This window comes from Acidocella aminolytica 101 = DSM 11237 (assembly GCF_900129125.1).
GTDB classification, from domain to species: Bacteria; Pseudomonadota; Alphaproteobacteria; order Acetobacterales; family Acetobacteraceae; genus Acidocella; species Acidocella aminolytica.
On record NZ_FQVJ01000007.1, the window covers coordinates 47,637 to 60,064 of the forward strand.

At 61.7% G+C, this 12,428-nt stretch carries 12 protein-coding genes; 6 read left to right on the forward strand and 6 right to left on the reverse strand.

Translation table 11 applies throughout. From position 1 onward, the window contains the following. Positions 1 to 152: 152 nt before the first annotated feature. The 3 genes from BUB54_RS05515 to ubiA all read right to left on the reverse strand — a co-directional run bounded on the left by BUB54_RS05515 (position 153) and on the right by ubiA (position 2,995). On the reverse strand, positions 153 to 1,106 hold the full coding sequence (locus BUB54_RS05515) for an ABC transporter substrate-binding protein (RefSeq protein ID WP_048880490.1): 954 nt from the start codon (positions 1,104 to 1,106) through the stop codon (positions 153 to 155). A gap of 116 nt (positions 1,107 to 1,222) precedes the next feature. Beyond that, positions 1,223 to 2,086, reverse strand: a complete 864-nt coding sequence (locus BUB54_RS05520) for a PrsW family glutamic-type intramembrane protease (RefSeq protein ID WP_048880489.1) — start codon at positions 2,084 to 2,086, stop codon at positions 1,223 to 1,225. A 9-nt stretch (positions 2,087 to 2,095) separates the two neighbouring features. After that, positions 2,096 to 2,995, reverse strand: coding sequence for a 4-hydroxybenzoate octaprenyltransferase (ubiA, locus tag BUB54_RS05525; RefSeq protein ID WP_048880488.1), 900 nt, complete (start codon positions 2,993 to 2,995; stop codon positions 2,096 to 2,098). Between ubiA and BUB54_RS05530 the strand changes: the two genes are divergently transcribed. Beyond that, positions 2,982 to 3,719, forward strand: a complete 738-nt coding sequence (locus tag BUB54_RS05530) for a 16S rRNA (uracil(1498)-N(3))-methyltransferase (RefSeq protein WP_342351556.1) — start codon at positions 2,982 to 2,984, stop codon at positions 3,717 to 3,719. The genes ubiA and BUB54_RS05530 overlap by 14 nt on opposite strands. A gap of 23 nt (positions 3,720 to 3,742) precedes the next feature. Then, complete coding sequence (locus BUB54_RS05535) at positions 3,743 to 5,113, forward strand: glutamate--cysteine ligase (RefSeq protein WP_048880487.1); 1,371 nt, start codon at positions 3,743 to 3,745, stop codon at positions 5,111 to 5,113. A gap of 43 nt (positions 5,114 to 5,156) precedes the next feature. Here the strand turns inward: BUB54_RS05535 and BUB54_RS05540 are convergent, their stop codons facing one another. The 3 genes from BUB54_RS05540 to BUB54_RS05550 all read right to left on the reverse strand — a co-directional run bounded on the left by BUB54_RS05540 (position 5,157) and on the right by BUB54_RS05550 (position 8,449). Continuing rightward, a complete protein-coding gene (locus tag BUB54_RS05540) occupies positions 5,157 to 5,738 on the reverse strand; it encodes a hypothetical protein (RefSeq protein WP_139284807.1) in 582 nt (193 codons plus the stop codon). 152 nt (positions 5,739 to 5,890) lie between these two features. Next, a complete protein-coding gene (gene pyk, locus BUB54_RS05545) occupies positions 5,891 to 7,312 on the reverse strand; it encodes a pyruvate kinase (protein ID WP_048880485.1) in 1,422 nt (473 codons plus the stop codon). Positions 7,313 to 7,321: 9 nt separating this feature from the next. Then, positions 7,322 to 8,449, reverse strand: coding sequence for a glycerate kinase type-2 family protein (locus tag BUB54_RS05550; protein ID WP_048880484.1), 1,128 nt, complete (start codon positions 8,447 to 8,449; stop codon positions 7,322 to 7,324). Between the two features lie 27 nt (positions 8,450 to 8,476). On the opposite strand from BUB54_RS05550, the gene BUB54_RS05555 reads away from it, so the two are divergent. From BUB54_RS05555 to BUB54_RS05570, 4 genes are all read left to right on the forward strand, one after another. Next, positions 8,477 to 8,788: a DUF1244 domain-containing protein gene (locus BUB54_RS05555; RefSeq protein WP_241869479.1), complete on the forward strand. Its 312-nt coding sequence runs from the start codon at positions 8,477 to 8,479 to the stop codon at positions 8,786 to 8,788. 64 nt (positions 8,789 to 8,852) lie between these two features. Further along, positions 8,853 to 9,110, forward strand: coding sequence for a DUF2312 domain-containing protein (locus tag BUB54_RS05560; RefSeq protein WP_048880482.1), 258 nt, complete (start codon positions 8,853 to 8,855; stop codon positions 9,108 to 9,110). 141 nt (positions 9,111 to 9,251) lie between these two features. After that, complete coding sequence (locus BUB54_RS05565) at positions 9,252 to 11,066, forward strand: M3 family oligoendopeptidase (protein ID WP_048880481.1); 1,815 nt, start codon at positions 9,252 to 9,254, stop codon at positions 11,064 to 11,066. Further along, positions 11,063 to 12,412, forward strand: a complete 1,350-nt coding sequence (locus BUB54_RS05570) for an ABC1 kinase family protein (protein WP_048880480.1) — start codon at positions 11,063 to 11,065, stop codon at positions 12,410 to 12,412. Before BUB54_RS05565 ends, BUB54_RS05570 begins: the two co-directional genes overlap by 4 nt. Positions 12,413 to 12,428 lie beyond the last annotated feature (16 nt).

Consider the following 12,428-nt stretch of genomic DNA (forward strand, 5'->3'; position numbering starts at 1 on the left):
AGATCGAGATCCACGGCTTCGGTGAAACCCACCTGCTGGTGCCCACCGGCCCTGGCGTGCGTGAACCGCAGAACCGTCGCGTGGAAATCATTTTCGACTGATCCACTCGGCCTGAAAAAAACCCCGGCACCAGGATGCCGGGGTTTTTATGGTCAGGAGACTGTCACCGCATACTTGCCCAGCGGCAGTTTTTGCTTGATCACGCCATTCTCGAACAGGAAATCTCTGTAAGTCTCATAGCGTTTCGCATCCAACGCGGCCGGGTCGTTGTCGAAATAAGGCGGCAAGGCGTGCCAGGAGGCAATGTCCAGCTTGTCATTCAAGCTGGGATTTTCCTTCAGGAATTTCTTCAGCATTCCATCCGGGTCGGCTTTCAACGCCGCCACGCCCTGCTTCAGCGCGCCCAGAAACGCGGGCAGGGCCGGGTTTTTCAGTTCGTTGGCGTTGGAGAGCAGAATCAGCTCATCCGAGGGCGGCACGCCATAATCTTCCGGCAGAAAGATCACCGGGTCCAACCCTTCCTGCGCGAGTTGGATATCCTCGTAGGTCCGGTAGGTGCCGATCACCGCATCCACCTCGTTCGAGCGTAAGGCCGAGACCAGTTCAAAATTTACGTTCACGAGCTGAATATCCTTCAGGCTCATGCCCACATGTTTCAGCATCGCGCCGATAATCACCGGCTCCACCCCGGCTACTGAATACCCGACCTTGCGGCCCTTCAAATCGGTGAGTTTGGTGATCCCCCTGCGTTTCAGCGCGGTCAGCGTGTTCAGCGGCTTGTTGATCAGCGTGCCGGTGCGGCGCACGGGCAGGCTTTGGTTCACCAGCAGATAAAGCTGGGTCTGGTAGGTCAGCGCCGCATCCGCCTTGCCGGCGGCCACTAGCCGGGGGGGCACGTCTGGATCCGTGGGGGCGATGAGTTTCACATCCAGCCCGGCATTTTCATACGCTCCGCAATACTTCGCGGCGAAAAGCGGCGCATGGTCCGGGTTGATGAACCAGTCGAGAATGAGGGTGAATTTCCGTGCCATAGCGGCATGGGCGATCGCGGGCGCGGCAAGCACTCCCGCGCTAATGGATAAAAATGAACGGCGATTGAGGCTCATTGGCGCTCTCCCTTCGCTGGCATGACCCAGGCAGGTTCAATGGGTATAATCTCAGCCCACACAATGCGGACACCCCGGCAGGCGCAGCTTGTTACTTGTTTCGGTCAGCCCGTCAATCAGGCATAGCCACGGCTGCGCGCCATGGCGACCAGCCCCAGATCCAGCATGAACAGCAGCGGCAGCACCGCGCACAGCCCCAACGCCCGCAGGTGGGGGTCATAAGCGGCCAGGGCCATGGCTACGCCCGTGAGCGCGAAGCACAGCATGGCAAATTGCCGGGCGCGGGTGCCGTAAGGGTCGAAAGGCGGGCGCTTGACTGCATAGCCGGACCTCTTATTCACCGCATGGTTAGTGAGAATCAGCGCAAACCCGCCTTCCAACAGCATCACGGCGGGCAGGGCAGCCAGCGGCCAAATTAGCGCCGGAACCTGTTGGTGCAGCACCAGCAGGAAGGTGAACAGGAAGTGAAACGCCATCGGCACCAGCAGCGCCATCAGCAGCAGACTCTCATTGGTTTCACCAGACTTGTTCCAGGCCAGCGCCAGAAACCCGCCCATGGTGAAGCCAAAAATCGCATCCATCGGCAGGGCGGTGAAAATCCCCAACACGCCCCCTCCAGAAAACTGGCTTTCCAGCACGCCGAACCCCAGAGATGTCCCCACCGCCATCAGCACCGCAATGCTGGGGCCCAGCTCGCTCAGCTCGCGTTTGCCAAACCGGGTCACCGCCAGAAATTTGATCAACTCCTCCGGGATCGCGGCCATCAGCAGCGCATGCCACGCGGCATGGGTGAGGGGGGAGAGCCCGGTCTCCGGCACTGTGGATTCAACCAGCTCAACCAGCAGCGCCACAATGGCAAAGCGCCCGCCCATCCTGAACAATCTTTTCCTTGCCGTTTGTGCCAGGCGGAGGTTGGTCTTAATGGCGGCCACCTCCCACAAAAACACCGCGGCAAGCAGCGCGATCAGGAATGAGAGCAAAGCACCTCCTTACATCCAGCCGACAAGTATCGCCAACGCAACGGCCAGCCCCACTTCCCGGTTAAGCTTGAACAGCGCCAAGCACCGGGCCGGATTATTGATATCCAGCCGGATAATCTGCCACACCATCAGCGCGGCGGGGAGCAGCATCATCCAATACCCCAGATGATGCAGCGGAAAAGCGCTCATCGCCATCAGCAGCAGCAGAAACGAGAATCCATAACAAATACACAAGGCCTCGCGCGTATGGCTCCCGAACAGCCGCGCGGTGGATTTAATGCCGATCAGCTCATCATCCTCGCGATCCTGGTGGGCATATATGGTGTCGTACCCGATAATCCAGAGAATCGCGGCGATATAAAGAGGCACCACCGGCCAAGTCAGGTGCCCATGCGCGGCGGCGTAGCCCAGCAGCGCGCCCCAACCGAACGTAAACCCCAAAAACGCCTGCGGCCACCAAGTCACGCGTTTGGCCAGCGGGTACAGCACCACCAGCACCAGAGAGGCCACGCCGAGTAGCTTGGAGGTGTTGTTCAGCAGCAGCAAAATCACAAGCCCAACCGCGCACAGCGTGGTCAGAAACAGCAATGCCTGCAAGGGTGTCACCATGCCCGAGGCCAGCGGCCGCCCGCGCGTGCGCTCTACCTGCGCGTCCATCTTGCGGTCCCAGAGGTCATTCACCACGCAGCCCGCGCCGCGCATCACCACTGAGCCGATGAAAAACAAAACCGCCAGCCCCAACCCTGGCCAAAAGCCGTGCGCGGTGAGGCAGATGGCCCACAGCCCTGGCAGAAATAACAGCCAGGCGCCGATCGGCCGGTCCAGCCGCGCCAGTAGAATATAGGGGAGGAACCGGTCCGGCAGCTTTGCAACCCAGCCGCCACGTTCGATATCGGTGAATCCGCTCATGGGTGCTATTCAGCCCGCCATGGCTGACACGTCAATTCGTCTCTATGTTCCTGATCTGCCCACGCCGGGGGAAGCATTTGCGGTCTCTGATGGCCAGGCCCACTATCTTGCCAATGTCATGCGCCTGGCCGAGGGCGACAGCTTGCGCGTTTTTAATGGCATGGCCGGGGAGTGGCGCGCGGCGGTGCGCAAAATCTCCCGCAAGGCGGCGGTGCTGGAAGCCCTGACCCAAACCCGCCCTCCCGCGCCGGAGCCCGATGCCTGGCTCTGCTTCGCTTTGCTGAAGCGCCAGAAGACCGACATGGTGGTGGAAAAAGCAACAGAGCTGGGCGTTTCCGTCATTCAGCCCATCATCACCGCCCGCACTAATGCGGACCATGTGAATCTGGGGCGCCTGCACGCTATCGCCACTGAGGCGGCGGAACAATGTGAGCGCCTGCACGTGCCCGAGATCCGCGCCCCGCTGCCGGTGATGAAGCTGATGGCGGATTGGCCAGCCCGCCCGCTCTTCGTGGCGGATGAACGCCGCACCGCCGCCTTGCTCGGCCCCGCCACCGGTCCCACCGCACTTATGATCGGGCCGGAGGGCGGCTTTACCGATCAAGAGCTTGAAGCTATCGCTCGGACACCCATCATTACACGCGTGTCATTGGGGCGCCGCATCCTGCGGGCCGAGACCGCTGCCATAGCCGGGCTGGCGCTGCATCTGGCAGCGTTGCCTTAAAAGACGTTGAAGGAACGAAGCACTTGTCAAACCCCGGCGATGCCGATACGCGCGAGATCACCAGCGTCTCAGACTTGGCAGCTTATCTGGAATCCGGCTGCAAACCGGCCCAGGACTTCACCATCGGTACCGAGCATGAGGCGTTCGGCTTCCGCCATGCCGATACCACGCCCCCCGCTTATGAGGGGGCGGATGGCATTGGCGCGCTGCTGCAAGCGGTGCAGGTGCGCGACGGGTGGGCGCCCATTCTCGATAACGGCAATATTATTGGGCTGAAGGGCAAAGGCGGCGCCTCCCTCTCGCTGGAGCCGGGCGGGCAGTTTGAGCTGTCTGGCGCCACCCTTACCGACCTGCACGCCACCAAGGCGGAGCTGGACGCGCATATCGCCCGCCTGCACGACATTACGCCGGGCCTGGGGCTGGGGTTCGCGCCGCTGGGCTATCACCCCACCGCCAGCCGCGCCGCCATGCCCTGGATGCCCAAGGGCCGCTACAAGATCATGCGCGCTTATATGCCCAAGGTTGGCATGCGCGGGCTGGACATGATGCTGCGTACATGCACCGTGCAGGTGAATCTTGACTTTGCGTCCGAGGCCGACATGGTGGCGAAGATGCGCGTGGCCAGTGCCCTGCAACCTCTGGCCACGGCCCTGTTCGCCAACTCGCCCTTCAGTGAGGGGAAGCCCAACGGCCTGCTCTCTAACCGGGCCTTTGTCTGGACAGACACGGACAATGCCCGTTCCGGTATCCCGGCGGTTATCTTCCAAGACGGTTTCGGCTTCGAGGCCTATGCCAACTGGCTGCTTGATGTGCCGATGTATTTTGTTTATCGCGATGGCGTTTATCACGATGTCGCGGGCGCATCCTTCCGGGACTTCATGGCGGGCCGCTTGGCGGCACTGCCGGGCGAACGCGCCACCATAGGCGACTTTGCCGACCATTCCACGACCGCTTTCCCGGATGTAAGGCTGAAAAAATACATCGAAACCCGTGGCGCTGATTCCGGCCACCCGGCGATGATCCTGGCGCAATCCGCCCTCTGGGCCGGTATTTTTTACGACCCCGCTGCTCTGGCCGCCGCCCAGGCGCTGGTGCGTCCGCTTTCGCACCAGCAGATACTGGCATTGCGCGCGGCCGTGCCCGCCACTGGCATCAACACGCCCTTTGGCCAGGGCACGCTGCGTGATTTGGCCAAGGAGGTGGTCGCCATCGCCGCCGAGGGCCTGAAAGCTCGTGCCCGGCTGAACGCGGCGGGTGAGGATGAGCAGCAATATCTCGTCCCTCTGCAAGAGATTGCCGCCGGTGGTCCCGCCCAGGCCGAACATTGGCTGGCGCGCTATCACGGTGCCTGGAATGGCGATGTCACCAAAATCTTCGCGGAAGCCGCTTTCTGAGCAACAAAAACCCGGCCAATGAGCCGGGTTTTTGTTGCCTGCCTTACTGCGCGGCCCCAGCGCTCGCCACTTGGGCGGTGGGGGGTAGGTTGGTGACAAAATTGTCAAGCTGTTCCGGGGTCTTCAGCGCCAGCACGGCTTTGAACTCAGCTGCGTTGTTCAGGCAGAAAATTTGCCCCTGATTAAGCCCGGCGACGGATTGGTTATTGGCCAGCAGGGTGATGAAGCTGTCCTCCATCTTCTGCCCGCTATACGGGCCGCTGGCTTTGTAGAAATAGGCGTCCATTTTGTGCTGCGCGGCCAGCACATGCGGCTGGAACTGGTGCATGAACGCGTCATACTGATCCTGCTCATTGCAGGAGAGCGCCGCCACCATCAGCGCGGATTTCAGGCTGACGACATTGAACGCTTGCTGGATTTCCCCCTGGTCATGCGGGCTGAACCGGATTTTGGACGAGACGGGCGGTGGCACGGCCACGGCCACGGAATAAATGTGCCCAACCGGGGTTGCATTCGTAGCGGCCACCTTGGGGGTGGGCTTGGAGCAGCCCGCCAGAACCAGGGCAGAGGCGCCCAAGGCGAAGAGAGCCGTGCCGTAGGCAGTGGCCTTGCGTGATGTGTGCAACGTAGAAATCCTCAAAGACGAAGCCTGAAATCCGCCCGCCATCTTACAGGTAATCAGCCTTGCTTCCAAGGCGGATTTACCTGAAAAGAGTAAGTGCAACACACTGATAATAAAACATTTGCCAGAATACGAGCAAAAAGTAATGAAGCCCCTTACAGCTTGGCCACGCGCAACGCGTTGGTGGTGCCCGCTTGGCCAAAGGGTACACCCGCCACCACCACAATTTCCTCGTTCTTGGTGGCAAACCCCTCGCGCCGGGTAATTTTCTGGGCATGTTCAACGGCTTCGGTCATTGAGTGGGCAGGCTCGGCCAGTACCGCATGGACCCCCCACACAGCCGCCAGACGCCGCGCCACGGCCTGATTCACTGTCAGCCCCAGCACCGGGCAGTCCGGCTTCTCTCGCGCTACGCGCAACGCGGTGGAGCCGGATTCGGTTAGCGCCACAATTGCCTTCGCGTTGATGGTATGCGCCACCTGCACGGCGGCGGCGGCGATCGCATCGGCGGAGGTTTTTTCCGGCTGCGGGCGCTTGGCATCCAGCCCAATGCGCCAATCCTCATCGCGTTCCACACGGGAGATGATTCGGTCCATCATGTTCACCGCCTCGCGCGGGTACTGGCCCGCCGCACTTTCAGCTGAGAGCATCACCGCATCCGCGCCATCAAAAACGGCGGTGGCCACGTCCGAGGCTTCGGCGCGGGTGGGGGCAGGGGCGGTGATCATGCTTTCCAGCATCTGGGTGGCCACCACCACCGGCAAGCCGCGATGCTGGGCCGTGCGGATGATGCGCTTCTGCGAGATAGGCACTTCCTCGGGCGGGAGTTCCACGCCCAAATCGCCACGCGCCACCATCACCGCCTGGGCCTCGTTCAGAATACCTTCCAGATTATCCAGAGCCTGGGGTTTTTCCAACTTCGCCATCACCAGGGCGCGGCCTTTGGCAATCCGCTTGGCCTCAATCACATCCTCCGGCCGTTGCACGAACGATAGGCCGATATAATCAATCCCCAGTGGCAGGGCGAATTCCAGGTCGGAGCGATCTTTCTCCGTGAGGGCGGGAATCGGCAGTACCACATCCGGCACGTTCACGCCCTTGCGGTCAGAGAGCACGCCGCCGGTGACAACTTCCGTCAGCAGATGGTCCTCGCGCTTACGCAGCACGCGCAGGCGCAGCTTGCCGTCATCCAGCAGCAGTGTGGCGCCGATCTCGGCGGCGCCGATAATCTCCGGGTGCGGTAGGCAGACGCGGCGCGTGTCGCCGGGGGCTCGGTTCATGTCCAGCGTGAATTGCTGGCCGGTCTGCAACTGCACCCGGCCGGACTGGAACGTGCCCACGCGCAGCTTCGGCCCCTGCACATCGGCCAGAATCCCAATGGGCCGTCCGGTGCGCTTTTCAGCAGCACGGATCATCTCAATCCGCGCGGCATGGTCCTCATGCGAACCGTGGGAGAAATTCAGACGGAACACATCCGCCCCGGCCTGGAAAAGCTGCAGGATCATCTCCGGCGTGGAACTGGCGGGTCCCAGCGTGGCAATAACCTTGGTGCGGCGGTGGCGGCGGAGTCTTTCCATGCAAAAACCTCAAAAGATAAGAATGGCGCGGATATCGTTGACGTTGGTAAGCGTGGGGCCGGTGATCACCAGATCCTCCAGCGCGGCAAACAGGCTGTAGCTGTCATGCCCCGCCAGATACGCGGCGACCTCCAGCCCCTTGGCATTGGCGCGGGCGAGCGTATCCGGCCCGACCACGGCACCGGCAGCATCCTCTGTGCCGTCAATGCCGTCTGAATCGCCCGCGAGGGCGTAAATATTGGGCGCACCTTCCAGCGCCACGGCGAGGCTGAGCAGATATTCCGTATTCCGCCCGCCGCGCCCTGGCTTGGCATTGCCGATGCTCACGGTGGTCTCCCCGCCGGAGAGCAGCAGTTTCGGCCCCTTGCTGTTCAAAGCCAGTGTGGCATGGGCGCGGCCGAGCTCCCAGGCTTCACCTTCCAAGTCGTCGCCGAGAATCTCGGAGGGCATCCCCGCTTCTCGAGCGGCGGCTTCCAGCGCCATCATCGGCGTGGCGATCATCCGGTAATCCGCCCCAGCAACCGAGGTAGGGCCGGAGCCGATCATCGCCGGGTCGTCCCCCGGCACGTCTGAAATGGCCAGGGTGATGAGCTTCGCAGGTGCGCAGGCGGCGGCCAGCTTGCCGCCCTTCACGGCGGAGAGTGCCTTGCGGATGCGGTTCATGGTGGAAATCGGCGCGCCGGAAGCCAGCAGCGCCTTGTTCACCAAAATTTTGTCCTGCAGCGTCAGGCCTGGGGCGGGTAAGGTGAGCAGCGCGGAGGCTCCTCCAGAGATCAGTGCCACCACCTGGTCCTCGGGTTTCAGCCCCTGTACGGCGGCCAGAATCTCCCGCGCGGCGGCCTCGCCATTGGCGTCCGGCACGGGGTGGGAGGCTTCCAGCACACGGATGCGCTTGGTGGGTACGGCATGGCCATAGCGTGTGACCACAACGCCCTCATAATCAGCATCGCCCCAGGCAGCCTCCACCGCCGCGGCCATCGCGGCGGCCGCTTTGCCCGCGCCAATGACGATATTGCGCCCTGAGCCTAGCTGCGGCAGGTTGGGGGGCAAGCAATGCGCCGGGTCGGCTGCGTTGATAGCGGCTTGAAATAGGCCGCGCAGATATTTTTTAGGGTCGTAATAATTGGCGTTTTCCACGCCTCGACTATGAGCGGGAGCAGAAACTTGAGCAACCCCACATTGGACGAAGCCACAAAAGAGAAACTTGAGGCAGCGGCCTTCCGGGCCCTGGTCGCGCATCTGCGCCAGCGCACGGATGTGCAGAATATCGACATGATGAACTTGGCCGGATTCTGCCGGAATTGCCTCTCACGCTGGTACCGTGAGGCGGCGGAAGCACAGGGTATCGCCTTGCCGGACCCGCAGGCGCGGGAGATTATTTATGGGATGCCCTACAAGGAGTGGCAGGCGCAATATCAGACCCCGGCCACGCCCGACCAGTTGGCGAAGATGAATGAATCGAAATCCGGCCACTAAAATAGCGGATTGACCGGTATCGCTCCCTTACCTTATCCACGCCGCCCTGGATTTGGAGTTGGGCATGTCTGCATCTACCGAAGAAAAACCGACCAATATCGCTGGCGAGCGGCTGCGCAGCATCATCGAGCGCATCGAGCGCCTGGAGGAGGAGCGCAAGGCGCTCGCCAATGACATCAAGGATATTTTTTCCGAAGCGAAGTCCGCGGGCTTCGATGTGAAGGTAATTCGCCAGCTCATCCGCATCCGCAAGCAGGAGCCCGCCGAGGTGGAAGAGCAGGAAACCCTGCTGGATATTTATCGCCGCGCGATCGGCATGTAAGATTTTCGCGGGGGCTTGCCGTCAAAAGCCCCCGCAACCCCTAAAACTTTTCCACCTTTGGGCCGGTGGCGTCGGGCACCTGTTTGACCTTGGCTCCGCAGCGCCTAAATCTGTGCCCACGGTATTATGAACGGAGCGGGCATGGACCAGAATCGTTTGGCGCGGCACCCGGAAGGGCTTTCCAACGGGGATAAAGCATTTCTCCCCAGTTGGGACCTCACGGACCTCTACGCCGCCCCCACGGACCCGCGTATCGAAGCTGACCTGAAACAGGTTCAGGACGGGGCGGAGCAATTCGCAGCCCGCTATCAGGGCCGGCTGGCCGCATTGTCCGGCGCGGAGCTGGCCGAGGCCATCCACGCTTATGAGTCTTTGCAGGAAATTCCCGGCCGCATCATGTCCTACGCGGTGCTGCTGTTCTCGGCGGATTCCTCCATCCCCGCCCATGGGCAATTTTACCAGACCATGGCCGAGCGCGTGACCGCCCTGGGCACCAAGACGCTGTTTTTCACGCTGGAGCTAAACCGGATTTCGGACGAGGCGCTGGCCGGGAAGCTGCAGGACAAGGCACTGGCCCATTACGTCTCCTGGCTGCGGGACCTGCGGGTGTTCCTGCCGCATCAGCGTGAGGATATGATCGAGCAGCTCTTCATGGAAAAGGACGTAACCGGCCATTCCGCCTGGACGCGCTTGTTCGATGAGACGATAGCCGGGCTTCGGCTTATCGTGAATGGTGATGAACTGACCCTCTCCGCCGCGCTCAACAAGCTCTCCGACTCCGACCGCGCTGTCCGCAAGGCTGCCGCCAAGGCCGTGGCTAAGGCTATGGAGCAGAATGAGAAATTATTTGCCCTGGTGCTGAACACCATCGCCAAGGACAAGGCGATTGAGGATGAGTGGCACGCTTATCCGCACCCCTGGTCCTTCCGCAACCGGGCGAACATGGTTGAGGACGAGGTGGTCAACGCGCTGGTGGAAGCCGTGAAATCCTCCTATGGCCGCCTCTCGCACCGTTATTACGTGCTGAAGGCCAAATGGCTGGGGCTGGAAAAGCTGGAGCATTGGGACCGTAACGCACCCTTGCCCGCCGATGCGGACAAGCCCATCTCCTGGCCGGAAGCGCGGGATATTGTGCTGAACGCCTATGGTGGCTTCAGCCCGGAGCTGGCGGAGACCATCAAGCCCTTCTTCGATAAAAACTGGATCGACGCAGCCTTGCGCCCCGGCAAGGCGGGCGGCGCGTTCTCGCACTCCACCGTGCCCTCCGCGCATCCTTATGTGCTGATGAATTTCCACGGCAAAACGCGGGATGTGATGACCCTGGCGCATGAGCTGGGTCATGGCGCGCATCAATCTCTGGCGGCCCGCCAAGGCTATTTGTTGGCCAGCACGCCGCTGACCCTGGCGGAAACCGCCAGCGTGTTTGGCGAAATGCTCACCTTCCGCTCATTGCTGGATGCCGAGACAGACCCGGCCCGTCGCCGGATCATGCTGGCGCAGAAGGTCGAGGATATGCTCAACACCGTGGTCCGGCAGATCGCCTTCCATGAGTTCGAGGTCGCCTTCCATACCGAGCGTGCCCAGGGAGAGATTCTACCGGAGCGCATTTCTGAAATCTGGCTGGATGTGCAGACCCGCAGCCTCGGCCCGGCCTTTAACTTCACCGAGGATTATCGGACCTTCTGGGCCTATATCTCACATTTCTTCCATTCGCCCTTCTATGTGTACGCCTATGCCTTCGGGGATTGCTTGGTGAACGCGCTCTATGCCGTTTACCAGGAAACCCCGGATAAAGAGGCGTTCGCGGCCAAATACCGTGAGATGTTGGCGGCGGGTGGTGCCAAGCGGCATAAGGAGCTGCTGGCCCCCTTCGGGCTGGACGCGTCCGACCCTGCTTTCTGGAACAAGGGGCTGGATGTGATCTCGGGCTTTATCGACGAGCTGGAAAACGCATGAGCGAACGCGGCAGTAATCTCTTTGGAGAGGTGCGGCGCATGGCCCGCACGTCCGGCGCTGTGGGCGGCATTGCAGCGCGCATCGCCGGGGAGCGGGTTTTCGGCATTAAGACCGATCAGGCCCGCCATGCAGAGGATCTGAAATCCTTGCTGGGTGGGCTGAAAGGCCCGATGATGAAGGTAGCGCAGTTTCTCTCCACAGTGCCGGACGCGCTGCCGCCGGAATATGCGAAGCAGTTGGCAGAGCTGCAATCCAACGCCCCGCCGATGGGCTGGCCCTTCGTGCGCCGCCGCATGGCGGGTGAGCTAGGGGCGGATTGGGAGAGCAAGTTCAAAAGCTTCACCCGCGAGGCCGTGGCCGCCGCCAGCCTGGGACAGGTGCACCGTGCCGTGCTGCCGGATGGGCGGGACGTGGCGGTGAAGCTGCAATATCCAGACATGCCGAGCGTGATCGAGGCGGATCTGCGGCAGGTGAAGATGGCCATGGCCGTCTATAAGCGCATGGATAATGCGATCATTCAGGACGATATTTATGTCGAACTGAGCGAACGCTTCCGCGAGGAACTGGACTACCAGCGCGAGGCAGCGCAGATGCGCCTCTACCGGCAGATGTTGGCGGATGTGCCGAATGTGAACGTGCCGGAGCCGATTGAGGGCTACACCACCACCCGCCTACTGACAATGAGCTGGCTGAAAGGCCAGGGCTTCCGGTCCTGGATGGAGGGCAATCCCAGCCAGGAGCAGCGCAATGCCCTGGCAACAGCCTTGTTCCGCGCCTGGTATATTCCCTTCTACCGCTATGGCGTGATCCATGGCGACCCGCATCTGGGCAATTATCAGGTGAGCGAGGTAGGCGGGCTGAATCTCCTTGATTATGGCTGCATCCGTGTGTTTCCTGCGCAATTCGTTGGCGGTGTGCTGGAGCTGTACAAGGCCGTGCAGGAAAGTAACGAGTCGCGCGCCCGCCACGCCTATGACATCTGGGGCTTCAAGGGCATCACGGATGAGCAGGTGGAGGTACTGAATGAGTGGGCGCGGTTCTTGTATAAGCCATTGATCGAGGACCGGGTGCGGCCGATTCAAGAAGGGCAGGGCACGGAATTCGGCCGCGAGGTCGCGCAGAAGGTTCATGCCGGGTTGCAACGCACCGGCGGTGTGCGCCCGCCGCGTGAGTTTGTGCTGATGGATCGTTCCGCTATTGGGCTGGGGGCGGTGTTCCTGCGGCTGGGCGCGGAGCTGAACTGGTGCCGCCTGTTCCAGGAAACCGTGGCCGGGTTCGACCAAGCCGCCTTGGCTGCTCGCCAGCAAGAAGCGCTGAACATTGCAGGGGTGCCTGAGGCCAAGTAAACCGGCACCGGACAGC

Bases quoted from the DNA above. Each gene is read 5' to 3' on its own strand.
- BUB54_RS05570 (WP_048880480.1), top strand. From the start codon at position 11,063: ATGAGCGAACGCGGCAGTAATCTCTTTGGAGAGGTGCGGCGCATGGCC.
- ubiA (WP_048880488.1), bottom strand. From the start codon at position 2,995: ATGAGCGGATTCACCGATATCGAACGTGGCGGCTGGGTTGCAAAGCTG.
- pyk (WP_048880485.1), bottom strand. From the start codon at position 7,312: ATGGAAAGACTCCGCCGCCACCGCCGCACCAAGGTTATTGCCACGCTG.
- BUB54_RS05560 (WP_048880482.1), top strand. From the start codon at position 8,853: ATGTCTGCATCTACCGAAGAAAAACCGACCAATATCGCTGGCGAGCGG.
- BUB54_RS05515 (WP_048880490.1), bottom strand. From the start codon at position 1,106: ATGAGCCTCAATCGCCGTTCATTTTTATCCATTAGCGCGGGAGTGCTT.
- BUB54_RS05565 (WP_048880481.1), top strand. From the start codon at position 9,252: ATGGACCAGAATCGTTTGGCGCGGCACCCGGAAGGGCTTTCCAACGGG.